Genomic DNA, 25,374 nt, shown 5'->3' with positions numbered 1-25,374 from the left:
TTGTCGATAAAATCAACACCGGGTGGAGACCCAAAATTGCTGGCATGATAGAGACAAAAAGTACCATTTTTCGGCACGGCATTTCACTTGTTTTCAGTCATAAAAAAGGCTTCGTTTCTTTGTCATAAGTCTGGTACTTTTAAGCCCTGTTCATCTTTGGAGGTCGCATGCAATTGAGACGGATTTTTACCTTGTTGGGGGTCGTGGGAGCCATGGCTTTATCCGCTTGTGGATCTGCCGACCAATTTGCATCTTATAACACCCAGACTGATGACAGTGGCCGAATCGCATTGAATCACCAAAGTATCCAAACTGATGAAAACTCTGATGACTGGAGAACAACTCTACCGACCGAACACGCGACAGTCGGCAAACCCGAGGATTTTCCAGCTCCTACAAATCCACCAGTGGTTGATGAAAACACCTCGACACTTCCAACTCAGCCAGCGACTTTTGAAGCCGAGACGACACCTACCCATGGCACTGTCTCTGAGGAGCAGATCAACAAAGATCGTCCTGCCGCAGCTGACGTGAAGGGAACTGCGAAGCTGACTCCGACAGTTTATTTCTTCCCAGTGTTTGATGAAGATAAAAAATCCTGCCCGGATTCTGAAAAAGTCACTTTGCATGGTCAGGGTGGTAAAGCGTTGATCCGCGTATGCAAAAAGAATTCGATGGCTTGTGGCCTTCAGGGTTCTTGTTCGATCAAACAAAAAGGCAAGATTCGCATGCTAAATATTTTGGCACGTATCAAAGGCCAAAACCGTTATTTCGAAATCAATCGTGAAGAATGCAAATATGGTTATGGTGATCGTACCGTTTGCTTGGATCCTTTCCACACTTTGGCGGCGGATTTAACAGTTTATAAATTGGGTGAGGTGATTTACATCCCATCTATCATTGGACTTATTTTACCAGACGGGACGATGCATGACGGTTACTTTATCATTCGTGATAAGGGATCAGGCATCAATGGCAGAGGTCGCTTTGACTTTTACTCGGGCTTCGTACCCTGGTATGAAAAAATGAACCCGTTCAATCGTATTGGGCTTGCTGATAAGAATACGGCTGTTCCTTATATGAGAATCACTGGAGCTAAGGCGAAAGAGATTCAAGCCCGACGTGCTTATCCTCGCATTCCGCCGGATAACCAGCCTCTTAAATAATCTAGTTCAACGAATGGCCGAGCGTCCCTGCCTCGGCCTGGTCTGTCTCACACCCACAACTTCGCGACACGCCATCCGGGCTCAGCCGTGGCTCGCCTTCGGCGAGTGCGCGCCGTCGTGGCGCCCACGGAGGTCGCTGCGTTGAGGGCATGAGCCAGCCCAAGCCGAGTCAGGGCCGCTCGTCCATGCGCAGTTTAATTATTTAAGAGGCTGGTTATCAGAGAAAAGGGTTCTTAGCCTTTGATTCCTACGTTTACTAATGTAGGGCTTAGGATTTTTTGGGCTTGTTTTGGGTCCATGCCTACTAGGAAACCTCTTTTGCCGCCGTTGATGTAGATTTTTGGTAGCGCTAAAATTGTTTCTTCCATGTAGATCGGCATTTTCTTTTTTGTTCCGAAAGGGGAGGTGCCGCCTACTTGGTAGCCGGAGTGGCGGTCGGCGACTTCGGGTTTACAGGGGGCGATGGATTTTTTGCCTAGGGTTCTGGCTAGGTTTTTGGTGGAGACTTGCATGTCTCCGTGCATGAGCACAATCAATGGATCTTTGTTTTCGTCTTCCATAATCAGGGTTTTGATGACGGCGTGCTCAGTGACGCCCATTTCTTTTGAGGAGTGGGCGGTGCCGCCTTTTTCTTGGTAAGTGAAAAGGTGGTAGGTTAATTCTACGCCGTGTTTTTCTAATTCACGCAACGCCAAAGTCATTGGTGGTTTTTCTTGTTGGCTCATGCGCGGGTCTCCGATTCTGGGGCTTTGTCTTCGGCCTTTGGTAAGTCTTTGGCGTCGATGTAGGTTCTGATTTGGTCTTCACGTAAAACTTCAGATAATTGCTGCATGCCCTGGCGGGATGTATCCAGGAAAAGTTTTTGATCGTGGCGGACTTTGTATTGCTCAGCCATCATCAATTCATCGTGGCGGTGGAATCTTTCGATCACAGCGCGGGCCCGATCACTTGGGAACCCCAGATCCAACAGTAATTCGCGCGTCAGCAGCAGGCTTGATTCGAAAGTTTCCCTGCGAATGTGAGTCATTTCGATTCCGATATCTAGCAAATCAAAAACGTGGGCGCGGTTTCGGGCACGGGCATATATTTTCAAATTCTTAAAATGATCTTTCGCCATTTGGGCGAGTTTTTTGGAAGTCTCAATATCGTCAACGGCGATGATCAAGTACTTTGCTTTCCCGGCTCCGGCCGCTTCCATAATTTCGTGACGGGAGGCGTCTCCATAATAGACCTTGTTGCCGAAGCGTCTTAGTAACTCGATTTGCTCGGGATCGTGATCAATGGCGGTGAACTTAATGTCCTGGGCACGTAAAATACGGCCAAAGATCTGACCGAAGCGACCAAAACCCGCGATGATGATTTCGCTGTCGGCTCCTTCGAAGCTGTCCCATTCTTGTTTTGGCTTGTGAGTGGCTGCCCAGCTTTCGAATTTTGCATTCGCGACGATGACGAACGGACTTATGATCATCGATAGGGTTACGATCAACGTCAGCGTGTCTGAAAGTTCCTGACTTAAAACATTCGAGTTTTGGCCTACACCAAAGATCACAAAGGCGAACTCACCCCCTTGAGCCAAGTAAGCGGCCATGTTTCTGGAAGCCGTCGAATGAAGTTTTAATGTGCGGCCCACACCATAAAGCAGGAAGCCTTTGACCATCATATATAATGCTGTTGCGAACAACACGAATGCCGGGTTCTTCATCAATAGAGTGATATTCACCGACATGCCCACCGAGATAAAGAACAGACCCATCAACAAACCTTTGAAGGGTTCTAGGTCGGCTTCGAGTTCGTGGCGATATTCAGATTCAGATAAAAGAACGCCCGCTAAAAAAGCCCCTAAGGCCATCGAGATCCCCATATGCTCCATCAGGTACGCAACACCAATCACGATCGTCAAAGTGACTCCCGTGAACAGCTCGCGACTGCGCAGTGCTGCCACCTGACGCAGGAACGGTCCCATCAAAGTGTAGTTGAAAATCAAAAGCCCCAGGAATATTCCCAAAACTCCCAGCCAGTTTACTTCATGGCCTGAAGTAGCTTGGGCCAGTCCCAGTGTGGGGATGATGGCCAACGCAGGAATCGCAGCCACGTCTTGCATAAGTAAGATTGCAAAAGAGGATCTGCCAAACTCGGTGTTTAGAACTTTCTTTTCTGCCATGGCTTGTAAGGCGAACGCCGTTGACGAAAGACTCAACGCAAATCCCGCTACCATAGCACTTTGCCACGAGGCTCCTAAAAGCTTGACCAGGGCTCCTAAGGCTAAGCAGCAGGTGATGATCTGTAAGCCACCAAACCCTGCCAGCGTTCGTTTCATGGCCAAAAGTTTTTTGGGTTGGAGTTCGAGACCAATCATGAATAACAGAAAGACCACACCGAACTCGGAGAGATTTTGAACCGCCTTCACGTCAATGATCAGTTTTGCTCCCTGAGGGCCAATCAGAATGCCTGCCGCAAGGTATCCTAAGATGCTACCCAGGCCTAATCTTTGAAATACGGGAACGAGAAGGACGGAAGATCCTAAAAATGCGAGAGCTTGAAGTAAGTGCGGATGTTCTAACATGAAGAGAGCGTAACAATTGCTCCTTAGGTCGCCAAGTTAAAAAAAGTACAAGGTGCGCGCCTTGGCCGGAGACTTACGACTGTCCCGATTTAAAGAGTGTCCCGATTAGGAAAATTTCATTTTGGGTTTCTGGGGAAGGGGTGTAGAACCCTCCACGAAAACGAATTTAAATCAGGAGTTTTTCGAATGAAATCTTTCAAAGTACTAGTATCAGGTTTGTTGGCAGCCACAGCGTTGACAGCATGTTCTCCAGGCAATCAAAACGGGACAATGACAGCTCAAAATGACGGGCAAATTATTGGTGGCGATAAAGTATTGCCGGGTTCTCGTATCATTCACTCTACGGTGGCTCTTTATGACACTAAAGTGGGCGCTTTGTGTTCAGGCACTTTGATCTCTGAAAATATCGTTTTGACAGCAGCTCATTGCGTGGGACCGAATCCAAAAAAGATGGTGGTGTTCTTCACGAATGAAGTTGAGAAAGCTAAAAAAGAACAAGTTCGCGTGGTGGATGCTGCGATCGTGAACAAAGACTACAGCACGTCTCGCAAAGAAAACACGGCTGACATCGCCCTTGTGCGCTTCGTAGGAAACCTGCCAGCTTCTTATGGACCGGCTAAAATCCTTAAAAACTCAGGCGCTCTTCGTGAAGGCACGACAACGATCGTAGCTGGTTACGGTTTGAATCGTTCGTGGGTAATTAAATCGGGCGCAGGCGTTCTTAGAACGACAACTCTTAAAATTGCAGATCCCAATATGACGGCGACTGAAACATCCTTGGCACAAACTATCAACCGTGGCGTTTGCTCTGGTGATTCCGGTGGGCCCGCTTACCTAGAGGTTGATGGTGAGTTGCAAGTATGGGGTGTAGCGAGCCGTTCCGACGCTTTGCCAACGCGTCTTACTCCAGATTGCTTTCTGATGTCTATCTACACTCGCGCAGACATCTACGCGAAATGGATTGCTGACAACATGGCAGATCTTAAAGCTAAATAATTAGCCGCACACAGAATTTATTTAAGACTAAAAAGGAGATCCACTGGGTCTCCTTTTTTTATGCTCTTACGCAAATAATAAGTTGTCCTTTGTCATGATCGTCTCCACAAATTCCGCGCGCCAGGATTTGCCTCTACAATCGAGGGGAGGTCGATCATGCGTATTTCCGACGTCTCCATTCGCAATGCTGTTTTTTCGTGGATGCTGTTTGCAGCATTTATTATTTTCGGCTTTATCTCTTTTATGCGTTTGGGTGTGAGTCAGCTTCCTGACGTCGACTTTCCTGTCGTGAATGTTTCCATCACTCTGTTGGGGGCTGCACCGGAAATTATGGAAACTTCTGTGGTGGACCCGGTCGAGGATGCTCTGTCCTCAGTACAAGGTGTGGAGCGTATCAGCTCCGTCAGTAAAACCGGTATTGCCAATATCACCATCGAATTTGAATTGGACCGCAATATTGATGTGGCCTTGCAAGAGGTGCAAACCAAGGTTGCGCAAGCTCAGCGTCTGTTGCCACCGGCCGTGGATCCACCCATTATCACAAAAACCAATCCTGATGATCAGCCGATTTTGTGGTTGGCTTTGGTGTATGAGAAAAATGATCCGTATTTTTTAATGACCTATGCCAAGGACTATCTAAAAGACCGTTTCACCATGGTGTCAGGTGTGGGGGATATCATTCTTGGGGGGTATACTGATCCTGCCATGCGGGTTTGGGTCGATGCAGATAAACTTCGCAAGCACAATATAGCCGTAAATGACGTGATGGCATCCATCACCAGTCAGCACACGGAAGTTCCCGGTGGATTTATTCAAAATTCTAAAAATGCTTTTAACGTCAGAACCCTGGGGGAGTTTAAAGACGCCAAAGGTTTTGATAACATGATCATCAATAAGCGCGCCGGCATGGTGATTCAGGATCCTTTCAATACCATTCGCTTAAAAGATGTCGGTTTCGCCAAAGAGTCCCTTGCGGAAATGTATCGTATCTCGCGCTTTGATGGAGTGATGGCTTTGGGGCTGGGAATAAAAAAACAACTGGGGTCAAATGCCGTGGCGGTCGCTAATGCCGTCAAAGAGCAAATGAAAGAGATCCAAAAAGACCTGCCTGAAGGCATGCGTCTGGCGATCAATTTCGACTCCTCTCGCTATATCGAACAAAGTATTCATGAAATGATCAAGCACTTGATCCTGGCAGTTATTCTGACTTCGATCGTGTGCTGGGTGTTCTTGGGAAGTTTCACGGCAACTTTAAATGTATTGCTGGCGATTCCGACCTCGATTATGGGGGCCTTCATCGGGCTTTATTTCTTTGGTTTTACTTTGAATACCTTCACCTTGCTGGGATTAACTCTTGCTATTGGTATCGTGGTAGATGATGCGATCATGGTTCTGGAAAATATATTCCGCTATAACGAGCGGGGATTGAGGCCGATTGAGTCTGCGATTGTTGGTGCGCGTGAAATTACTTTCGCAGCATTAGCGGCCAGTGTCGCCATCATTGCAATTTTCCTGCCCGTCGCCTTCATGAAGGGCGTGATCGGTAAATTCTTTTTGCAATATGGAATTACCATTTCGCTCGCTGTGATGTTGTCGCTTCTTGAATCTTTAACGATCACGCCGATGCGTTGCTCTTCATTTGTTCACACTGGCGAACGTACCACACGTATCGGAAAATCTTTTGAATGGTTCATGGCCAAGTTGAAGGAATTTTACGGTAAATCCCTGAATTGGACACTCGCTCATCGCTGGCCTGTGCTGGCCGTTTCAATTGCGTTCGTGGCGGTTTCTTTCTTTTCAGTAAAATCCTTGAACAAAGAAATGACGCCGACCATGGATCAAAGCCTTTTCATCATGCGCTTGTTTCTGCCCATTGGAACTTCGCTGGCGACTTCGGATCAAAAGGCAAAGGAGATTGAAAAATGGATGCGATCTCAACAAGAAGTCGCCCACGTTTACGCAAGCGTCGGGGGCTTGGGCTCAGGTGGAGGCAGTGATGCCAATACGGGGATGATGTTCATCACCTTAAAAGACAAAGGCAATCGGGGCATAGCACCTGGGCAGACTAAAGAACGCTCCCAACAAGAATTCATGTCCTATGCGCGCAGTGAGCTCACCAAAAATGTTCAAGGTGTGATGGTCTTTATGATGGATCCTTCCAGTCGGGGGTTTTCGACGGGGAAAGGTTATCCGATTGAATTTATCCTGCAAGGTCCCGATTGGGCTAAACTTGAAGAGCTGAATAATAAATTTAAAGAAGACATGCGTAACTCAAAACTCATGGTCGACGTCGATTCCGATTACCTCGCCGGGATGCCAGAAATTCAAGTGACCCCGGCGCGGGATAAGGCCGCACGTCGTGGAGTGAGTGCTGAAGATATCGGGATCACTGTACAGGCGATGATTGGTGGGGTTAAAAACGGTCAGTACACCAAAGATGGACATCGCTATGACGTCTATGTGCAGTTAAAGAAAACTCCCGATCCACGGGATGAATTTAACAAGCTCCTTATTGCGAATGATCGTAACAACTTGATCCCGATCACGCAGGTGGCAGACGTCGAGCAGCGCGCAAGTTTGCAGCAAGTGACGCGGGTGAATCGCCAACGGGCGATTACGATGTATGCAAATTTAGCTCCGGGGGTTTCACAACAAAAAGCCTTGGAATTTATCTTTAATAAAGGCAATGAGCTTCCTGAGGGCTATCATATCGATCAATCCGGAGCCGCAAAAACTTTTAGTGAGTCATTCAATAGTTTGATATTTGCTTTGGCCTTGGGCGTGATCGTCGCCTACATGGTTTTAGCAAGTCAGTTCAATTCGTTCTTGGATCCGATGACGATTTTGATGGCTTTGCCATTTAGTTTTTCCGGCGCTTTCTTTGCCTTAAATCTCACTGGTCAAAGCATCAATATGTATTCCATGATCGGTATTTTGCTGTTGATGGGTATAGTGAAAAAGAACTCGATCCTTTTGATCGACTTTACCAATGCCGTTCGTGACCGCGCGGGAGGAACCAATGTCACTGCGGATGCGGCGCTAAAGGAAGCCTGCCCCGTGCGTTTACGTCCCATCATCATGACCAGTGTGGCGACGATTACGGCGGCTTTGCCATCGGCACTTGCACAAGGGGCGGGGTCGGAAACCTTTAAACCTATGGCGATCACGTTGATCGGTGGGGTTTTGGTTTCGACGTTACTGACCTTGTATGTGGTGCCTGTGGTGTACTCTTTGTCAGATCGATTCCGTAAACGCGACACCCGACAAAAAGACGTGCGGGATGCCTTCCTTAAAGTCGGAGACGCGACATCGATCAATGCCGATGGTGTGCCTGTCCTGAATAATGGCGAAGGTCCACAACCCGCCGATCAGGAAGCGACGACCGTTTCGCAGGATTATTTTAAGCAAGATCAAACGATGCCGGAAATTTCAGAGGACCACGATCAGAATAAACAGCGAAAGGAGCCCGCGATGTCACAGACCAATCATGAAAAACCAAAACGAGGCTTTTTTGACTTCCTAAAAAGAAAGTATCAACCCAAAGCCGAAAAGAAACCTTCGGAAGTGCTTTCGCCCACGCCTTCGGCGCCGTCGCGTCCTCCAAGAGCCGAAGATATTGAGGCTGACTTTGATAGCAACATGCCTCATATGGCAGAAGCTCGCTCGATATCGGAGGCAGCAAAGGATCGCCGAGATCGAGAGCGTGAAGAACGCCGCATGATTCGCGAAGAAAAAAGAAAAGCTAAGAGTTCGATGTTAAGTCAGCGGCCAGATCGTGATCGCGACAGGGATCGCGATCTGTAAGCATTAACGCTGCCAGCGCGTTTGGAAACTTAACGTCACAGTTTTTGAAAGACTTGAGTTTTCAGGCGTGCCGAACAGTGTTTGATCGGCGTAAGAAAGCGTCCACGCATTTTCAAGACCCATCATATAGTTCACCATCGCAGACCAAGTCACATTTTTTTGAACAGCACCCGATGAAGTTTGCGCACCTGAAATAGCGACCGCGTCTTCATACATACCCGTAAAGCTTGTGCCGACTCTGAAGTCGCCTTTATTCCAACCACCACCCACGGTCCAACTGTGACCTAAATCAGGAGTGGCCGTGATCGTGCCGCCAGAAGATTCGCTGGTAAAATCACGCGCAAAGGACTTATGCAGCTCCACGCTGGAATTTAAATCCCAAGTTCCCATGGCTTTGATAAAAGCTAATCCTCCACCAACGGTGAAAAATCCACGACCACGGGAATCTGCGGCAAGCACATTGGTCGCATCATACACAGAAGGGGATGTCGGCAGGGTCACTTGCAAGAACGTGAGGCCTTTGGGTTTCCAGCGAGAATAGCTAAGTTCCGGAAATGTTTCATGGCCCAGGTTCAATGAGACGTCGCCCGTGCCCGTGCTGTTTTCGTGTGCAATCTGGCGGCTGACGACAGGAATGGAAATACCGCTTTGAATGGAGTCAGTTAGCAGCGTGGCAGCTTCAATTTTAAATGTCTGGCTGTGATTATCATCACTGCGTTTGATCCATTTTTGATTGGGTAAAACGTCATCAGTCACCTGACCGTAACTTAAAGAACTTGTGATCTGGGCTTTATCATCACCCATAATCAAAGCCGGGAATGCAAATCCGCCGCCGCAACAGCTGGCAGCGAATGCTCGCGAACTAAAATTAAGGAATAGGAAAGCCAGAATCAAATGTTTCACAGCCGAAGACTTTCTGTCGCTTGATCAACGGTTGCGGTGCCATCTTTCAAGTAAATTCGAACTTCCCAGTCACCAGGCATAATAAAGAACACGCGATGAACGCGGTACACACCGGTTTCAATCTTATCGATCTTTACTGGTGAAGAACCATGTCCCATCGAAGGCATCCACAAAATCACACTTAATGCCGTTGCCGGGTCTGTATAAGGGCCGTTGACCGTGGCCGTGGATTCATTCCAGAATTTTAAAATGAATTCAGACTCTGCAGGTGATTGAGGTCCCGACACCCACTGAATGGAAGCACACAACTGCGATTGAGCGAGTTTTAAGCTGCATTCATTAGCTGTGGGTGATTGCGCATTATTTTTTACCGCCGGATTGATATAATCAGGACGGGCACACGCAGTCAGAAATAAAAATCCCAGCAAAAGTCTTTTCATCTAGCTGTCCTCGCGTTGAATGAAGCAACCTAAAGCTCGGCCTTCTTTCATGCGCACTGATTTGCCAGCTTGAATATCTTCCAAGGCATCTTTCAAAAATTGTTTTTTTGCTGAAGGACCCACGTGACTGTCCGTCACGCCACCTTGATAAACGATTTCTCCTGACGGATTTACCACAAAGGCATGGGGAGTTTTCAAAGCACCGAATTCGTTCGCCAAGCGCGACTTGGAATCTTGAATTACCGGAAAAGGCAAAGCAGCTTTTTCGAAATGTTCTTTGGTCATTGCCGATTGTTCGTCAGAATTGGAGTGAACCGCGACGAAATTGAAATCTTTAAATTCAGCAGACATGTCTTTCAGCAAGCTTTCGTGGCTTGCAGAACAAGGGCATTTAGCTGACATGAAAACAACGACAGTGCCTTTTGATGCGGCCTTGGTTTCAAGATGAATGAATTTGTCATTCAACACATTCGTTCCATCGATCGAAGTGACTTGTTTGGCGGCCCAAGTATTTACTGACCCCAAGAATGATAAAAGCAGAATAAATCGTTTCATGAGGTGTTTCTAACACAGAGGGTCTTAGAGGCAAGATGGCAAATTGTTGCACCTAAGTTTTTGACGCGCCTTGCTTGCAGGAAGGGATGTGTTCGGGCAAAATTTCCCCATGTTTGATCAACTTCGCAAGTACTTTCACCGATTTAAACTTCATCGCCAACGCAGTAATGTTCACAGTGATTTAGATGCCCTGTTAAGCTTTGCTTCAGATCAAAAGAATCTTGAAGATCAACTTCACTGGTTAGTGAATTTATTACGTTGGGTGCGCTATGAAGGCACAGCTGTCGAGGGGTTGGATAACTCCTCTGGGCATGTTCCCATTGCACGACTGCGATATGTGTTGATGGTGTTAGATCGCAATCCTGCCTGGAAGCGCGATGTGGCTGTGATCTTGCGTTCCGTGATTAAGAATGTCAGCGGTCTTGAACTCTATACCGAAACAGGCCTTCCACATGAAGTGGGTGTGATTGGGGAGTTCTTTGATCGCATGATGATGAAAATCCTTCCCAGTCCTCCATTGGATCATGAGCTGGGTTATTTGTTTTGGGAGTTGTTCCCAAGTGCCAAGGATCCCATGTGGATCGCTTCGATTGACCACGTTTTATTCGATAAATTAGTGGAACTCTTTAACTACGATGTGTCGCCCGTGGAATCAGATTGGAACCGTTTGGACCGCGACATGGAAGATGCTTTGATTTATTTGGGCATTCAAGTTCGCGCCATCGGTCTTTCACCAGGGATTCGTCATCGTCTGGATAAGCCAAATTTCCGCGATTCTGCATTCTTTAATTTGGTGCGCGTTCTGGAAGACTTTCTGGCTGCTCACCAAACAGGGAAGCCTGAATTATTCTATGAAAAGGCCTCCCGCTTACGCCTGTTAGTTTGGGAGTGCCGTCGCGAACTGACGCAAGTGTATCGTCACTTGGATGAGTTCGGTGTCAGCGTAAATCTGGTTTTCCAGATGACTCGTTTAAGAATTTATCTGCAGCGCATAGACAGTCTGGTGGACATTCTTATCACGGATGTTCCAGATGCAAAAAAAGTGACATCTTTTCTGGCAAATCTGATTGAAGAAAATCATGATTTGCAAAGTGTGGGTGCACTTCTTTCACAGAATATCAATTTGCTCGCTAAAAAAATGGTCGAGCGTGCTGCAGAAACGGGCGAGCACTATATCACGCGCACCAAAGAAGAATATCGCCGTATGGTGCAGGCCGCAGCGGGTGGTGGTTTTGTGACGGCATTCACTGTCTATATAAAGACGGGAATTCTGGCGGTGGGTCCTTCTGAATTTATGATCGGTGTTCTGGCATCAACAAACTATGCGATCAGTTTCATCGTGATCCATCTTGCGGGCTTTACTTTAGGAACTAAGCAGCCGGCGATGACGGCTCCAGCACTCGCAGAGCAAATGCGTGACGTGGATACTGAAGAGGGCATGGAGCGCATGGTGGATCAGATTGCGCATATCATCCGCTCGCAAGTGGCAGCTGTGGGTGGAAACATTTTAATGGTGGTTCCAACGACACTGGTTATTGATACGATTTATTTCCTGGTTTCCGGTCGTCATATTATGTCCGAGGCAACGGCGATGAAAGCCTTCACTTCGGTCGACATTTTGGGGCCTGCGATATTCTATGCCGCATTCACCGGTATAATCTTGTGGTTCTCAAGTTTATTCGCGGGATGGGGGGACAACTGGTTTGCCCTGAACTCATTGCGCACAACTTTGGCGCGCAGTCCGACACTGACAACTATATTTGGACGAGTCGGTGCGAGAAGAATTGCTTCATTCTTTGAGAAAAACATTTCCGGTCTTTTGGGGAATGCGTCCTTGGGTATTCTCTTGGGCTTTACTCCAGAGATCATGCGCTTTATCGGGATTCCATTGGATGTGCGCCACGTGACTCTTTCATCGGGGTCCATGGGGGCAGCCTTGCCCGTAATGGGTGCGTCCTTTTTAAAGACTTGGATTTTCTGGCGTGCGGTGATGGGTGTTCTTTGCATTGGTTTCTTTAATGTGTCGGTGAGCTTTGCCATGGCCTTCTGGGTGGCGATCAAAGCCCGTGGAGTCACTCCACCCACTCGTCGTGCCATCCGCAAAGCAGTCTTCCGACGTCTCTTAAATCATCCACTGAGTTTCATCTTGCCGGTGGGAAAAACGGTTCCGAAATCCGCTCCCGGCGGGCATTCGCACTGATTTTCGATGCTCAAAAACTGTTCATCATCAGTATTAAATTGGCGCATAGCGTTGCTTGCGCTGATTTAATTTTAGGCAACTATTCTCAGATAAAATCATGGCTTCCATAAGTACTTCTAATACTTTCGCGCGAAATGGTTCTAGTTTTGAACTGGGGTGCCACTTTGGAACTACAACTCTGGAGTGACACCATGACAGATAATTTCATTTTTTAGCGTTCAAAAAAAATATGCAGGTGGTTCCAAAAGAGTACTTGATAAAATGTTCAGCATGAAATGAAGTGCCTCTCCATAAGGACTTCTAAAGGGTGAAGTCCATGGAATATGGGGGGACCTATTCATGAAACTTAATTTGTTTTCACTTATCCTGTCTCTGTTGGTTGCGACATCTGCTCATGCTGAGCGCGTTATCGTAATCATGAAAGACTCGCAAACTTTCCAAGCTGCTCACATGGCTTATAAAGTTAAAGGTTCTGGCGCACTTAGAACTGGTAAAGCAGTTTCTACTCCGGTTGATGCTGAAATCGAACAATCTCTTGAAAATTTGAACACATTGATCGTGAACGCAAGAAACGACAATGAGATCTCTAAACTTCAAAACGATCCAGCAGTGGCTTACGTTGAAAAAGAAGTTTTCCATCCAGCTCCACTTCCAGTTCGTGGTTGGTTGGGCACTCCAGTTAAAAACACTCCGACAGTTCCAGGCGCGAAAACTCCATGGGGGATTATGGCAGTTAAAGCACCTCAAGCATGGGCGAAGTCCAATCAAGGTCAAGGCGCTCGCGTTCTTGTTCTAGATACTGGTATCGATCAAAACCATCCTTCTTTGAAAGCTAACTTCGAACAAGGTAAAGACTTTACTGGCGAATCAGATGGTTCTGATTTCTCTGATAAAGTAGGTCACGGTTCACACTGTTCTGGTACGATTGCAGGTGTATTGGATAACAACGGTTTCACAGGTGTTGCTCCTCAAGCGAAAATCTTGATGGGTCGCGTATGCTCTGAAAACGGTTGCTCGAATGCAGCTATCGCAGCTGGTATCAACTGGGGTATCACTCAAAAAGTTGATGTGATCTCTATGTCTCTGGGTGGCGCATGGTCGACTCCAGGTGAGCGCGATGCTATTGCAAAAGCAGCTAAAGCAGGTCTTACTGTCGTAGCAGCTTCTGGTAACGATGGTACTGGTAAAGTTTCTTATCCAGCAGCTCTGCCGACTGTTATCGCAGTGGGTGCAGTAAACAGCGATCTTAAGAAAACGGATTTCTCTCAATGGGGTCCAGAATTGGCGATCGTAGCTCCGGGTGCAGCGGTTGTTTCTACAGTTCCACAAGGCACTGGTCGTGAAGCGTCTGTTCAATTGACTGTTGCTGGTAAAAAAGCAGCTGTTAACTCCACAACTTTCCAAGGTGCTCGTGAAGTATTGACTGCTGAAACGAACACATTGGTTGATTGTGGTCTTGGTAAAGACACTGACTTCGCTGGTAAAAATGTTAAAGGTAAGTACGCACTTATCGGTCGCGGCGAAATCAATTTCTCTGTTAAAATTCAAAACGCTATCAAAGCGGGTGCAGTTGGTGCAGTTATCTACAACAACGCTCCAGGTTTGATCCAAGGTGCTTTGACTGCTGACGGTTCAACTCTTCCAGTTGCTGTGTTCATGATCGAACAAGAAGTTGGTAAGAAAATCCAAACGACTTTGGCAGCGGGTACAGAAGTTAAAGCGACTCTTCAAACAGTTGCAACTGACTACGCAGCTTTCGATGGTACTTCAATGGCAACTCCGCACGTTGCAGGTGTTGTAGCTCTTGTTAAAGCGGCTAACAAAAACCTTAACGGCGCTCAAGTTAAGCAAATCTTGCAGTCAACTGCGACGGCTTTGGGCCCTAACACAAACAACGAATACGGTGCAGGTATCGTAAACGCTGAAGCTGCTGTAACAGCTGCTCTATCAGCTAAATAATCTGATCTAAAAAATAGATTTAAAAAAGGCTCGCAGAAATGCGGGCCTTTTTTATTTATTGGTGTTCTCCGGTTGAGTGGAAGCGGTGAAAATGGTCCGTCTCCTTCGTTGTCGGGCTATCTCCTCGCTCCGACGGGCAATGAGCCCGCCTGCGCTGCGGGGATAACCCTCCGCCTTGTATACGAACCATTTTGACCGCTTCTGTTGTGCGACGGTTTTTTGTTGGCCGTTTTGGGGCATTGTCTTGTTTGTTTTCACCCCAAAAGGATCTCCGTTTGTTTAGGAGTGGGAGAGCGATTTGCAGTGTCGAGTTTCATTGGAGAAATCTATGAAGCCTTCGCACGTTGCTTTGTCTATTCTTTTGACAGTTATTGCTCGGCCCTTGTTTGCGGCGGAGAGCTGCCAGGCGGTATTTTTGGAGCCCGCGCGAGCCCTGGAAGTTTCTGAAAAATCTTTGCTGACGTCCGAGCAGTACGAAGCGTTGCTTAAATCTGTAGATGCTCTTTTGGGAGATCTGGCAGTTCCCAACGGAGTTCATATCAAGATCGCTGAGCCCGGAGTCGGCGGGCTTTATTCTAGAAAGACCAACGATATTATCGTGATGTCTTCATTTTTGAAATACCCAAGCGGCAAAGGCAATCATCCTAAATATAGCACGGCAATTTTATCCCATGAATATGGTCATGCCATTTTTGATAAAAACATGCGGGAGCTTTCTCCATCCTGGAATGCCTTGGAAATTGAATCGGTCACTATTTTGGAACGATCTAATAAGGCGACAAAAGCCTATATGGACGCTATCGATACGGCTGTTAGGGCGACAACGCCGCAAGAAAAAGCTGAAGCTGAGGTTGTGAAATCTAAAGCTCTGGAAGAAATGATGGCGGCAGGAAAGCGGATGTCTCAACTGTTGAAGATGCGCGATGTGAGTAGTGCCTATCACGAACTCTTCGCGGATACGGTGGCGGTGGTTCGCTTTCAAGATCCGCGCATTATTTTTAATGCTCTGTCGGGGAATGCGCTTATCAAGGACCAACTTAAATATTACCAAGATCCCAAAACAAAAGAGGCCGTTAAATTTTCAGAAAAAGATCTTATTCGTATTAATATTGAAAATCGTCAATTTGATAAAAGTTGGGGCGAAGCCCACTTTCAACAATGGCTAAAAGATATCAATGGAACGATCGCCAATAAGAGCCTTCATCCTTATTTATTGCTGGCACCGACCCGCGCGGCACTGTGGGATGTGATCAGAAACAAAGTCAAAAATCCCCATGAACAAAAGCATATTCTGACTAAATTGGTTCAAGTTCTCCGCAAACACTATGAAGAAAATTTTAAAGATGCAGAGGCCGCTCAAAACATCGATCCTGTGAAGTTCAATCAGTCCCTTATTAGTGAAATTCAGCAGATGTATTCCAAATAACGCAGGCAGTCACCGGAGCGGAGGTAAAAAGCTCCTCCGTTGCTCGGTGCCGGCAGAGAGCGTACGCTTTATGTATGCACAGTCTTCCGGCAATGATCAGCGATTTGGCTCTTATTCTTGGTACCGCAGGTATCGTGACTCTTCTCTTTAAAAGATTAAATCAACCCGTCGTCTTGGGTTATCTGGTTGCCGGATTTTTGATCGGACCTAAAGTCGGATTATTTGGAACTGTCAGCAGTGCTGAAGGCGTGCAGTTGTGGGCAGATATCGGGGTGATTTTTCTTTTGTTCGCCTTGGGGCTAGAGTTCAGTTTTAAGAAGCTGTTCCGTGTGGGTGGTTCGGCTGGTGTGACGGCATTGTTCGAAGTCGGATTCATGACCCTGATCGGTTTTACGACGGGTAAGCTTTTGGGTTGGGACTTGATGGATTGCCTGTTTCTGGGCGGCATCTTGGCAATATCTTCGACGTCGATTTCCATGCGTACGATTGAAGAGATGGGTTTCAAGAATATGAAATTCGTCAGCATCGTGATGGGTGTCCTGGTCATCGAAGATCTTGTGGCAGTTTTGTTGTTGGTATTTCTAACGTCAATTGCGCTGACTCGTGAATTCGCGGGCAGTGATATGTTGCTGTCGTTCCTAAAACTCGCGTTCTATCTGTCCCTGTGGTTTGTGGTGGGAATCTTTTGGTTGCCGACGGCAATGAAGCGCGCACAAAAGTTATTGAATGAAGAAACGATTCTAGTTGTGGCCGTTGGTTTGTGTCTTGCGATGGTGGTGTTTGCGGTGAAGGTGGGTTTTTCCGCAGCCTTGGGTGCCTTTATCACAGGATCGATCTTAGCTGAAACGATCGAAGGCGAGCGTATTCACCACTTAGTGAATCCGATCAAAACCTTATTCTCAGCCGTGTTCTTTATCTCAGTCGGAATGTTGATTGATCCGGATGTAATCACTGCGCACTGGCAGGTAATTCTGCTCTTGTCGGCGTTGGTCTTGATTGGAAAAACTTTGGGAGTGACAGTCGGAAGTGTCTTATCTGGTCAAACATTAAAGTCCAGTTTGCAGACAGGTATGAGTCTGTCACAAATTGGAGAATTTTCTTTTATTATCGCAACCGTCGGCGTGGGGTTTAAGGTCGTAAGGCCCGAGCTTTATCCTTTGGCCGTTTCAGTGAGTGTTGTGACAGCTTTTACGACGCCATTTATGATTCGAATGGCTGATGGAGCATATGGGTTGCTTGAAAGAAAATTGCCACGGGACCTTATTGACTCTTTAGATCGTTATTCGATGTTTTCTTTCACAATGACGGCGCATAAAGAATCCCGCGACCAAATCCGTTCTTACATCTTTAAGATTTTTTTGAATGTGGTGATCGTGATTGGCGTGTTTTTGCTGATGGGCCGAGTGACATTGCCTTATTTGTTAAATCACCAAGTTGAAGAAGGCTCTGCAAAGTTTCTGACTTTAACGGCAACTTTAATTTTAAGTTCGCCATTCCTATGGGCATTGGCTTTTGGTCGGACGAAGCAATTTGATAGCCTGGTCGCTGGCGATTCACGTGGAACTCAGAACTATGTCTTTGTGGTTTCCAGAATCATGGTGGCTGTTGGATTGATCGCTGCAATGGTTGCGCAATTTGTACCACTAGGTTGGGCATTGGGAATTACGGCGTGGATGGCAATCGTCGTTGGTTATGTTTTGTCGACCAGACTGCGCGCCATTTACCAATGGTTTGAAAATCGTTTTATTTCGAATTTAACTGAAGACGTTCATAAGGTGGCCTCGAAAACTCACAGCCAAGCATTAGCGCCTTGGGATGCCCATTTAACGGAATTCCGTGTGCCAGCAGAAGCTCACTATGTGGGATTGCCCTTGTCGGAACTTTCTATTCGTGAACGTTTTGGTGTGACCGTGGCATTGATTGAACGCGGGCGCAGAAAAATCATGGCCCCCGGCGCAGACGTCATGTTGATGCCTCAAGATATCGTATTCGTGATCGGAAATGATATTCAGCTCGCGGTCTTTAAAGAGTTTATCGATGCAGAACAAGATTACCAAACTCTTGATTCAGAGATTTCGGAATACTCTCTGGAAAAATATCTGCTAACTGAAAATTCGGCGTTCTTGGGAAAAAGCATCCGTGACAGCGGGCTTCGGGAAACAACCCATGGTCTGGTGGTCGGCATCGAACGCCAGGGGCGCCGTATGTTAAATCCCGACTCTGCCGAGATTTTGCAAATCGACGACCTTCTGTGGATCGTAGGCGATCGCTCGCGCATCCTGGATCTTGCCTAGCCGACGGCTTCGTCGGCTTAATTCTAAATTTTAAAGCGGATGATTTGTTTTAATAGATCAAGTTTGGTCTGGTTGTAGGGGGGATAGATGATCGCCATCAATCTTCCGGCAAGGCCTTGTTTGAAGATCGCCTTTTTGTGGGAGAAGGTCTCAAATCCGTGATACCCATGGTAAGCACCTAGACCACTTGCACCCACGCCGCCGAATGGAAGGTTCGGGTTCAATAACGAAATCAAGGAGTCATTCACCGACAATGTTCCCGAACTTGTTTCCTTCATCAATTTTTTGATGTTGTGATCGGAATGGGAATAGCAATAAATGGTCAATGGCTTGGGGCGTTCGTTGATAAAGTGAACGACCTCCCCAATGTCCTTGAATTTTAAAATCGGCAGAATCGGTCCAAAGATCTCTTCGTTCATCACTTTGGTGTGCGGATCGACGTTATCAAGCAGGGTCGGAGCGACATAGTTTTGTTCAAGATCTACTTCACCTCCGGCAACCAGGCTTGCACTATTGCTGATCGCATCTTCAAGTAAACCTTTAAGGCGATCCGTATGACGACGGTTGATGATACGGGCGAAACTCTTGGATGATTTCACGTCATCCTTGCTGTTTCCGAAGTTCTCTTGAAGTTGTGCTTTAAGTGTTTGAAGGAATTCGTGATGGATGCTTTCTTGAACAAAAAGATAATCAGGTGCCACGCAGGTCTGACCTGCATTCACGAATTTCGCCCAGATGATCTTTTGCGCCGCCAGTTTTAGGTTCGCCGTATTATCGATAATGGTCGGTGACTTGCCACCTAATTCCAAAGTGACTCGGGCCAGGCTGTGAGCAGCACCCTTCAGTATAATTCTGCCGACCTCGGTGCTGCCGGTGAAAAAGACGTGGTCAAAGGACTGCTTTAAAAGTTCGGTCGTGGTTTCAGGACCGCCTTCGATGACCGATACCTGTTCGGTCTTAAAGTACTTCGATAACAAAGAATGCATCAAACGGCTGGTGTGGGGGGCGTACTCGGACGGTTTGATCACCGCTGCGTTCCCAGCCGCAAGGGCCGAAACCAGGGGCGCGATCGTTAAATATAAAGGATAGTTCCACGGCGAAATGATCAGGCAGGAGCCCAAAGCTTCAAAACGGGTGTAACTTTTAGATCCAAATAAAAGCAGGGGAGTGCAAACTCTTTGCGGTTTCATCCATTTTTTCAAATGCTTTTGCGTAAAACGGATCTCTTTCAAAAGAGGCATGATCTCGGTCGCCAACGATTCCAATTCAGGCTTTTTAAAATCTTCGTAAAGAGCTTTGCACAGTTCCTGTTGATGATCGGTGATCATGCTTTTCAATGATTCCAAATAATCAAATCTTTGGTGCCAGGATTCAGTACGGGCATGTTGAGCGAAAGCTTTTTGGTGAAGTACGAGTTGTTCAAGCATGCATTAATTCTAGGCATTGAACAGCGTAAGGTAAAGCAGCGAGTGGATGCGTGAAGACAAAAAAAATGGGGGAGCACCTGCTCCCCCTGAATCGTGAGGGGAACCACCAAACCCTCATGATCCACAAAATAAATTTACTTCCGAGAAGATCTCACTCGTTCGGGCTTTCGAGCCACCGTGAGCCACAGGGTGTACATGACAACTCCTGAGTAGAAGAGGCAGAACATTGCAACTTCTCTTAATTCCATAAATTCGTACCTCCTTCTTAAGATCGTTTCCTTTTGGAGGGTGTCAGCTGGCCTTCCTTGGCCTTCATCCCCCTCTAGAGCGTCCATGCTCTGTTGTAAGTAAGACGATCTGCCCCCTGACAGGGGTTAATCGGGAAATAAAAAAATGCGGAAAAAGTGGGCTTGAATTACGGGAAACCCATAAAGGATCAGGGTTTCGTGGGGTTACGCCGCGAAAAAATGTAGAAAATATCTCGTGGTGACCAGCGGGAACCAGTTTCCCGGGTGGGCCCCTTGTGCATTTTGCGATCTGCCCTTAGAAACCTCAGCAACAACAACCCTTTATTTAGGAGATTTTATGCGTCTTATTTTAGGTCTAGTTATTTTGGTCTCTGCAGCAACTGCCTCTGCCAATGATTCATCCATTCCTTATATCAAAGTGAACTCGGTTAAATCTGTTAACGGCGAAGTTTCTTTTAAAGGCGGCGACGCTTATAAAATTTATGAAGCTTTGGGAGTAAGCGGCTCTTATGCACCTTGGTACACAGAGCGCGCTGTGACTATCACCGGGCCTGAAGGTTCAGTTCGCATTAATTGCAATCAACAACCGAAAAATAAAAACCAAGACTACGGTGGTCCTTATCCAATCGAAACAATTCCTTCGACAACTGAGTGCACGATCAGCGTTGGCAACAGCTTTGATCCAGAAACAGACGAAGGTGACTCTCACGTATGGGAAAGCAATTCGTGCCAAAAAAGAAAGTAAACTTTCTATTTGCAGGGCTGTGGGGAGTTTCTCTCCTGGCCCTGTCTGTATTGAGCGGCTTTACGGTGGTGGGCTCAGTGGGTGATGTGAATTTTGAAATCGCCACGATGCTGACGCCGCTGGGCTTGTTTCATATTTTAAGTGCTGACGAACACTATCTGTATCCGTATTTGTTTCAAGCGACGCAAGCACGTGAATACCTTTTCTCAGACCTCGGGTTTACCGCGAGCTGGGTGGGTTTTATCGCCGTGGCTTCGTATTTGTTAATCAGATTGCGAAAGTCCCATGGAAAAACTTAGTTACGTCTATATCTTTCTGCAATCGAGCACGATCGAAGTCTTCGTTTACTTTTTGTTCTACAGAAAGCTTAAGGCTTTTGGTGCCACTTTTGTGTTGACCACTTTGGCAAACACTCTTACTCATCCCGTTGTATTTTTTGTCATCATGGCTTCTCGCTTAAGTTATATAGAGGCGATACTGCTTGCCGAGGGATTTGCCTTTGTTGCTGAAACTTTCTTGCATGCTTATTTTGGTAAACTTCCTCTGAAAACGACATGGAAAGCCTCGCTCACAGCGAACTTGGTTTCTTGGCAACTGGCTCCGATCCTGACTTACTTGCTCTTTATAAATTAGGTGATTTTTACACGCGATTCGTGACCGTATTATAATGGTGTCCAATGGACACCACCAAGCTGGACAATCGCGTTAAAGCTGCATATACCAGCCCCATGATTTCACCTCTCGAATACCAAGATTACCAGACGTTTTTGCAGGATCTTTTCTCCAGCAAGGTTTCCCAGCGCAACATGAGTCTTCGCGGCTTTGCGCGTATCGCGGGTATCTCTCATTCCTATTTGTCTCGCGTGATGAACTCCCAAAAGACTTTATCTATAGCTTCTGCCAGCAAGATCAGTCAGATTCTGGATATGACTCCTGAAGAAGAAGCTCATTTAATGCGTCTGGTGGCGCGTGACCAGCTTGCGGAAAACTCGCGCAGTGGTCAGCAATTACGTGCCCGTATTTTAAAAACCAAACGTTCGCCTCAGAACAAAGTCACGTTAGATAATTTCAAAGCCGTGGCCGAGTGGCATCACTTTGCGATCCTGGCTCTTTTAAATACCAAAGATTTCCGTGGGACAGGCCGCTGGATCGGTGAGCGCTTGGGTATCCCGCACGAGATCGCGAAGGAATCTTTCGAGCGCCTGGTTAAACTTGGATTCATTCGTAAAGAAAATGGCAAGTATGTGGCGATGAATGACGGGGACATTGAAACTCCCCATGACGTTGCTTCACAAGCGGTGCGTGAAAATCACCGTCAGCATTTGCACCTGGCAGGTCTGGCGTTGACGTCCTTGCCACCAGGACAGCTTGAATTCCAAAATGCCTCTATTCCTATGAACAAAGCTGACATTCCGAAAGCGAAAAAACGCCTGCGCCTTTTCATGGATGCTTTCATCCGCGATCTGGAAAAAAATCCGGGCGAGGAAGTTTTCCAAGTGAATTTGCAATTCTATATGCTTTCCAAAAATTCTGAAAAGGATCTTATATGAGATACCTCTCTTTCTTGATCGTTCTGGTAAGTGCCTCTGCAGTCTTTGCGGCTCCACGTGTGAATAGCGGTGGTGGCGGTTGGGTTTGCCGTAAGATCGATGGCGGTGAAGTCCTTTGGGTAAAGGCCGCGGATTTAACCAAGGTTGAGTTCGTTCTCCCTGGAAAGCTTGTCGAAAAAGAGGGAAGTGAGTGGGATCTTTTGGAAGAGCAACGCGCTTATATCAAGCGTGTGCTTCCAAAGCTGGATGCTCTTCTGGTAAAGCACCCTTTAAACATCCGCACCAGACTGCGCCCGGTTCCTGATGCTTTAAATTACCTGCCTGATGCAGAACTTCGTTATAAACCACCGGTCTCGAGTTGTCCTGCGGGGGTGGTTTCCTATGTGCAGTTGGCTGATGCCAACCTTGATGGTGAAGTTATTTACTCTAGCCGTGTGTGGGGGCTTCCGCAGTTCTCGAATTACCAGAAGGCGGCGATTCTGCTGCATGAAGAAATCTACTATGCCCTAAGACAAGAGCTAGGCGATGAGAGCTCCTACCGCACCCGTCAAATCATCGGTCTGCTATATTCCGGACTGAATGAAAATCCTTTGCGAGGTGGTATTGATGAGGTTTTTAAAGCGAAGCCTCGTTCTCGCCCAGGGATCTTTGGATTTGATAATAGCCCGGCCTTATTCAATGTTCGCCTGTCGTGCTCGGTGATATTGAATAATCTGAATTCTTTCCCTTGGGGTCCGATTGTTCCGGGAGAGTTAACGCAAATGTCGGTGGATGGATATCTGTTAAAGCTTTCCACTTCGTTGATCGATGGCAGCCCCTTAAGCATGGAAGTGACTGACGAAAAAACGGGCTTCACCAGTGTACTGGATGGCTCAGACATCGTGTCTGTCTTTAACTCCGTTCGTCGCACCACGATCACGTTAAAGCGTGATGCTGAGCAAAGCATGAAGTTCGCTTGTGAATCCAGCAGCCCCTTGGACCGCGATCCACTTTAAACTAACGTGATTGTTTTGGCAGGGGCTCCCAGTCGGTGAGCCCGTACTTGGCCAGAATTTTTTGCAGCTCGCCGCTTTGGCGAAGTTCCACGATGCCTTTTGAAAAAATCTTGCCGTAGGCCACCGAATTTTTATTCTTCGGGGAAAACGCGGCCCATAATCTTGGATCATCGGCGACGTTTTCGCTGACGCGCTTATAGTCATTCGGATTTAATTTTAGTTCTCTAAGAGTGTATTTAAAAACCGCATCGTTTTCGATAAAAGCGTCCAAGCGCTTATTTTTAACCATGCGGAAAAGTTGTTCAAGCGGGTGGTCGCCGGACATAGAGATGAAAACGTCTTTGCGCTTTCGGATAATATCATCAACTAGGCCGCCATAAGCATAACCATTGATCACGCCGACTTTCTTACCTTTCAAAGAAGGCTCGCCGGTATAGGTCCAAGTTGAATCGCGAGGAACATAGAAATAATCATCCCCCGTACCAAAAGATTTTTCTGGAAAGACAAAGTCAGGGGAGTCATTCACCATGGCGCCCACAATCACATGCGCTTTGTTTTGACGGGTTTCATTGACGGCGCGAGCCCAATTGACGATTTCAAAATTTACTTTGTGTCCGTGTTTTTCAAAGATGCGGATGAAGGCTTCGATCATGTATCCGGGAGCTGCTTTGTTGTCGCAAACATAGGGACACCAAGTATCGGAACGCAATTCGATCGTGTCAGCTGCTGCGGGAGTAGATTTCATTAAAGTCGCTGCTATCGCTAGTGCGTACAAATAATGCTTAAATGTTTTCACAGATCCCCCAACAGCCAAAATGGCGCTACGGTAAATCTGTACTGTGTCTTCCTACAGCTTTCCATTTTATTTCATCGGATTGCTCAATTGTAACTACGAGATTGGCGTAATTCACAGAAATAGACGTAACACTCTGGGGGATTTGCCCTCATTAGGGGAGGGAGAAGTGGTGCGCGGAGAGGGACTTGAACCCTCACGCTTGCGCATACGCCCCTCAAACGTACGTGTCTACCAATTCCACCACCCGCGCGCACCGAAAAGAAAAAGCTCCCAAGGGGAGCTTTGATAAGGGACTTTAAATTTAACCTTGGGTGTGGGCGTCGTCAATGATGCGCGACGCGCCAAGGAGGGTGTATCGCGTCCAATTACTTTTTAATCCAGATAAAAAGCGCAGCAACAGCACAAAAGAAAAGTACCACGTGGGCTTTTTGTGCCAGCTTGATCACTTTACTTTCGTAGGCCAAGTCGCGGGCAGCGTTGTTTGGATCATTGATAAGTCTTTTGCGGATATTTGTCGAGATTCGGTTCTCTGTAAGCCAGTACAAGCTTGTGCCTATGACCATGCTGATCATTCCAAAGACCATGCTTACGATCATAATATCATCACCATTATTCATAGGCTTGCCACGCAGGTATCTTATACCGGTCGCGATAAGGACAGTCATCAAAGGTAATCCTACATATCGTGCCAACATGGAACGCCAATTGCGAAGGTATTCTTCTATGCGCGCCCCTACGTGATCACCGACAATTGAAGTTCTGCGGTACTGTTCGATCTGTTCCACTGAGACCAGTTGCGGATCATAGTTGGCAATGGATTCCAAAATATATTCACTACGCTCAAGTCCTACCGGAAATTTGTGCATGGTTTTGCCTTTAAGATGAATCTCAATCCATCCGCCCAGTCTGGGAACGAATGCCAGTTTGACGGAACTGATGTCTTTGTAAGCGATCTCAATCGTCTTGTTTGGTTTATCGAGGGTGATATCTTCTGGAGTGACATGCACTAACGTTTTTGAAAGCTCATGTGTTTTGCGCGCGGCCCAGAAAAGGACTGCAGACAGGCCAAGAAAGAGGGCTGTGGAGTTTCCTAAAGAGATCCTTGCTTGAATCGAGCAATCACAAGTCGCATTATGGATAATTCCGCCAATTCCCAAAAGAAATAAGAAGCCGCCATAACCCGCCTGGAGATAGAACGCTCGTTTTAGCATTGGACGATACGCTAGAGTTCTTTTTAAATTGGCTCTTGGAATAAACTGAATTTTTTCGGCTGCGTTTGACATGAACCTTTATCGGCTTAAGGACTT

20 protein-coding genes and 1 tRNA gene are annotated in these 25,374 nt (G+C 46.9%); 12 read left to right on the top strand and 9 right to left on the bottom strand.

The annotated features are described in order from the left end of the window. Positions 1 to 167: 167 nt before the first annotated feature. Positions 168 to 1,166 (top strand): 3D domain-containing protein, encoded by a 999-nt coding sequence (locus tag HW988_RS11330; protein WP_181604379.1) that lies wholly within the window; start codon positions 168 to 170, stop codon positions 1,164 to 1,166. A gap of 233 nt (positions 1,167 to 1,399) precedes the next feature. Here HW988_RS11330 and ybaK read toward each other — a convergent pair whose 3' ends face one another. Both ybaK and HW988_RS11320 read right to left on the bottom strand, forming a co-directional pair. Next, positions 1,400 to 1,867: a Cys-tRNA(Pro) deacylase gene (ybaK, locus tag HW988_RS11325; protein WP_255489955.1), complete on the bottom strand. Its 468-nt coding sequence runs from the start codon at positions 1,865 to 1,867 to the stop codon at positions 1,400 to 1,402. Between the two features lie 20 nt (positions 1,868 to 1,887). After that, a complete protein-coding gene (locus HW988_RS11320) occupies positions 1,888 to 3,729 on the bottom strand; it encodes a monovalent cation:proton antiporter-2 (CPA2) family protein (RefSeq protein WP_181604377.1) in 1,842 nt (613 codons plus the stop codon). 186 nt (positions 3,730 to 3,915) lie between these two features. Between HW988_RS11320 and HW988_RS11315 the strand changes: the two genes are divergently transcribed. Beyond that, positions 3,916 to 4,725: a trypsin-like serine protease gene (locus HW988_RS11315; protein ID WP_181604376.1), complete on the top strand. Its 810-nt coding sequence runs from the start codon at positions 3,916 to 3,918 to the stop codon at positions 4,723 to 4,725. 156 nt (positions 4,726 to 4,881) lie between these two features. After that, positions 4,882 to 8,529, top strand: a complete 3,648-nt coding sequence (locus HW988_RS11310; RefSeq protein ID WP_181604375.1) for an efflux RND transporter permease subunit — start codon at positions 4,882 to 4,884, stop codon at positions 8,527 to 8,529. Positions 8,530 to 8,532: 3 nt separating this feature from the next. Here HW988_RS11310 and HW988_RS11305 read toward each other — a convergent pair whose 3' ends face one another. Genes HW988_RS11305 through HW988_RS11295 form a run of 3 tightly spaced genes read right to left on the bottom strand, consistent with a single transcriptional unit; the run spans position 8,533 to position 10,427 of the window. After that, positions 8,533 to 9,432: a serine protease spb1 gene (locus HW988_RS11305; protein WP_255489954.1), complete on the bottom strand. Its 900-nt coding sequence runs from the start codon at positions 9,430 to 9,432 to the stop codon at positions 8,533 to 8,535. After that, positions 9,429 to 9,872, bottom strand: coding sequence for a FixH family protein (locus HW988_RS11300; protein WP_181604374.1), 444 nt, complete (start codon positions 9,870 to 9,872; stop codon positions 9,429 to 9,431). The genes HW988_RS11305 and HW988_RS11300 overlap by 4 nt, the downstream gene beginning before the upstream one ends. Next, entirely contained in the window at positions 9,873 to 10,427 is a 555-nt protein-coding gene (locus HW988_RS11295) for a redoxin domain-containing protein (protein WP_181604373.1), read from the bottom strand. Between the two features lie 109 nt (positions 10,428 to 10,536). Here HW988_RS11295 and HW988_RS11290 point away from each other — a divergent pair, with 109 nt between their 5' ends. The 4 genes from HW988_RS11290 to HW988_RS11275 all read left to right on the top strand — a co-directional run bounded on the left by HW988_RS11290 (position 10,537) and on the right by HW988_RS11275 (position 18,306). Next, a complete protein-coding gene (locus HW988_RS11290) occupies positions 10,537 to 12,627 on the top strand; it encodes a site-specific recombinase (protein ID WP_181604372.1) in 2,091 nt (696 codons plus the stop codon). 339 nt (positions 12,628 to 12,966) lie between these two features. Further along, positions 12,967 to 14,586 carry a S8 family serine peptidase gene (locus tag HW988_RS11285; RefSeq protein ID WP_181604371.1) on the top strand — a complete coding sequence of 540 codons (1,620 nt, stop codon included), beginning with the start codon at positions 12,967 to 12,969 and terminating at the stop codon, positions 14,584 to 14,586. 328 nt (positions 14,587 to 14,914) lie between these two features. Then, positions 14,915 to 16,012 carry a hypothetical protein gene (locus HW988_RS11280; protein WP_181604370.1) on the top strand — a complete coding sequence of 366 codons (1,098 nt, stop codon included), beginning with the start codon at positions 14,915 to 14,917 and terminating at the stop codon, positions 16,010 to 16,012. 74 nt (positions 16,013 to 16,086) lie between these two features. Beyond that, positions 16,087 to 18,306 carry a cation:proton antiporter gene (locus tag HW988_RS11275; RefSeq protein WP_181604369.1) on the top strand — a complete coding sequence of 740 codons (2,220 nt, stop codon included), beginning with the start codon at positions 16,087 to 16,089 and terminating at the stop codon, positions 18,304 to 18,306. Positions 18,307 to 18,329: 23 nt separating this feature from the next. On the opposite strand, the gene HW988_RS11270 is transcribed toward HW988_RS11275, so the two are convergent. Then, the gene (locus tag HW988_RS11270) at positions 18,330 to 19,733 is read right to left on the bottom strand and encodes an aldehyde dehydrogenase family protein (RefSeq protein ID WP_181604368.1); all 1,404 of its coding nucleotides are present in this window, start codon (positions 19,731 to 19,733) and stop codon (positions 18,330 to 18,332) included. 585 nt (positions 19,734 to 20,318) lie between these two features. Between HW988_RS11270 and HW988_RS11265 the strand changes: the two genes are divergently transcribed. The 5 genes from HW988_RS11265 to HW988_RS11245 are packed head-to-tail and all read left to right on the top strand — an operon-like array spanning position 20,319 to position 23,271. After that, a complete protein-coding gene (locus tag HW988_RS11265; RefSeq protein WP_181604367.1) occupies positions 20,319 to 20,726 on the top strand; it encodes a hypothetical protein in 408 nt (135 codons plus the stop codon). Then, the gene (locus tag HW988_RS11260) at positions 20,693 to 21,025 is read left to right on the top strand and encodes a hypothetical protein (RefSeq protein ID WP_181604366.1); all 333 of its coding nucleotides are present in this window, start codon (positions 20,693 to 20,695) and stop codon (positions 21,023 to 21,025) included. The genes HW988_RS11265 and HW988_RS11260 overlap by 34 nt, the downstream gene beginning before the upstream one ends. Further along, complete coding sequence (locus HW988_RS11255; RefSeq protein ID WP_181604365.1) at positions 21,012 to 21,359, top strand: hypothetical protein; 348 nt, start codon at positions 21,012 to 21,014, stop codon at positions 21,357 to 21,359. The genes HW988_RS11260 and HW988_RS11255 overlap by 14 nt, the downstream gene beginning before the upstream one ends. 44 nt (positions 21,360 to 21,403) lie before the next feature. Then, positions 21,404 to 22,276 carry a TIGR02147 family protein gene (locus tag HW988_RS11250; RefSeq protein WP_220128728.1) on the top strand — a complete coding sequence of 291 codons (873 nt, stop codon included), beginning with the start codon at positions 21,404 to 21,406 and terminating at the stop codon, positions 22,274 to 22,276. After that, entirely contained in the window at positions 22,273 to 23,271 is a 999-nt protein-coding gene (locus HW988_RS11245) for a hypothetical protein (RefSeq protein ID WP_181604363.1), read from the top strand. The genes HW988_RS11250 and HW988_RS11245 overlap by 4 nt, the downstream gene beginning before the upstream one ends. Before the next feature lies 1 nt (position 23,272). On the opposite strand, the gene HW988_RS11240 is transcribed toward HW988_RS11245, so the two are convergent. From HW988_RS11240 to HW988_RS11230, 3 genes are all read right to left on the bottom strand, one after another. Further along, positions 23,273 to 24,067, bottom strand: coding sequence for an ABC transporter substrate-binding protein (locus tag HW988_RS11240; protein WP_181604362.1), 795 nt, complete (start codon positions 24,065 to 24,067; stop codon positions 23,273 to 23,275). A 167-nt stretch (positions 24,068 to 24,234) separates the two neighbouring features. Further along, a tRNA-Leu gene (locus HW988_RS11235) sits at positions 24,235 to 24,317 on the bottom strand. 115 nt (positions 24,318 to 24,432) lie between these two features. Further along, the gene (locus tag HW988_RS11230; RefSeq protein WP_181604361.1) at positions 24,433 to 25,350 is read right to left on the bottom strand and encodes a hypothetical protein; all 918 of its coding nucleotides are present in this window, start codon (positions 25,348 to 25,350) and stop codon (positions 24,433 to 24,435) included. Between the last annotated feature and the right edge of the window lie 24 nt (positions 25,351 to 25,374).

Origin of the sequence: Bdellovibrio sp. KM01 (genome assembly GCF_013752535.1) — a bacterium.
In the GTDB taxonomy this organism is placed as follows: Bacteria; Bdellovibrionota; Bdellovibrionia; order Bdellovibrionales; family Bdellovibrionaceae; genus Bdellovibrio.
The sequence above is the reverse complement of the archived record's forward strand: the minus strand, read 5'-3'. Positions and strand labels throughout refer to the sequence as shown.

Excerpts from the sequence above, each read along its gene's own strand:
- HW988_RS11265 (WP_181604367.1), top strand. The coding sequence starts at position 20,319 with ATGCGTCTTATTTTAGGTCTAGTTATTTTGGTCTCTGCAGCAACTGCC.
- HW988_RS11330 (WP_181604379.1), top strand. The coding sequence starts at position 168 with ATGCAATTGAGACGGATTTTTACCTTGTTGGGGGTCGTGGGAGCCATG.
- HW988_RS11250 (WP_220128728.1), top strand. The coding sequence starts at position 21,404 with ATGGACACCACCAAGCTGGACAATCGCGTTAAAGCTGCATATACCAGC.
- HW988_RS11295 (WP_181604373.1), bottom strand. The coding sequence starts at position 10,427 with ATGAAACGATTTATTCTGCTTTTATCATTCTTGGGGTCAGTAAATACT.
- HW988_RS11260 (WP_181604366.1), top strand. The coding sequence starts at position 20,693 with ATGGGAAAGCAATTCGTGCCAAAAAAGAAAGTAAACTTTCTATTTGCA.
- HW988_RS11285 (WP_181604371.1), top strand. The coding sequence starts at position 12,967 with ATGAAACTTAATTTGTTTTCACTTATCCTGTCTCTGTTGGTTGCGACA.
- HW988_RS11245 (WP_181604363.1), top strand. The coding sequence starts at position 22,273 with ATGAGATACCTCTCTTTCTTGATCGTTCTGGTAAGTGCCTCTGCAGTC.
- HW988_RS11230 (WP_181604361.1), bottom strand. The coding sequence starts at position 25,350 with ATGTCAAACGCAGCCGAAAAAATTCAGTTTATTCCAAGAGCCAATTTA.
- HW988_RS11290 (WP_181604372.1), top strand. The coding sequence starts at position 10,537 with ATGTTTGATCAACTTCGCAAGTACTTTCACCGATTTAAACTTCATCGC.
- HW988_RS11255 (WP_181604365.1), top strand. The coding sequence starts at position 21,012 with ATGGAAAAACTTAGTTACGTCTATATCTTTCTGCAATCGAGCACGATC.
- HW988_RS11300 (WP_181604374.1), bottom strand. The coding sequence starts at position 9,872 with ATGAAAAGACTTTTGCTGGGATTTTTATTTCTGACTGCGTGTGCCCGT.
- HW988_RS11270 (WP_181604368.1), bottom strand. The coding sequence starts at position 19,733 with ATGCTTGAACAACTCGTACTTCACCAAAAAGCTTTCGCTCAACATGCC.
- ybaK (WP_255489955.1), bottom strand. The coding sequence starts at position 1,867 with ATGACTTTGGCGTTGCGTGAATTAGAAAAACACGGCGTAGAATTAACC.
- HW988_RS11275 (WP_181604369.1), top strand. The coding sequence starts at position 16,087 with ATGCACAGTCTTCCGGCAATGATCAGCGATTTGGCTCTTATTCTTGGT.
- HW988_RS11310 (WP_181604375.1), top strand. The coding sequence starts at position 4,882 with ATGCGTATTTCCGACGTCTCCATTCGCAATGCTGTTTTTTCGTGGATG.
- HW988_RS11320 (WP_181604377.1), bottom strand. The coding sequence starts at position 3,729 with ATGTTAGAACATCCGCACTTACTTCAAGCTCTCGCATTTTTAGGATCT.
- HW988_RS11315 (WP_181604376.1), top strand. The coding sequence starts at position 3,916 with ATGAAATCTTTCAAAGTACTAGTATCAGGTTTGTTGGCAGCCACAGCG.
- HW988_RS11280 (WP_181604370.1), top strand. The coding sequence starts at position 14,915 with ATGAAGCCTTCGCACGTTGCTTTGTCTATTCTTTTGACAGTTATTGCT.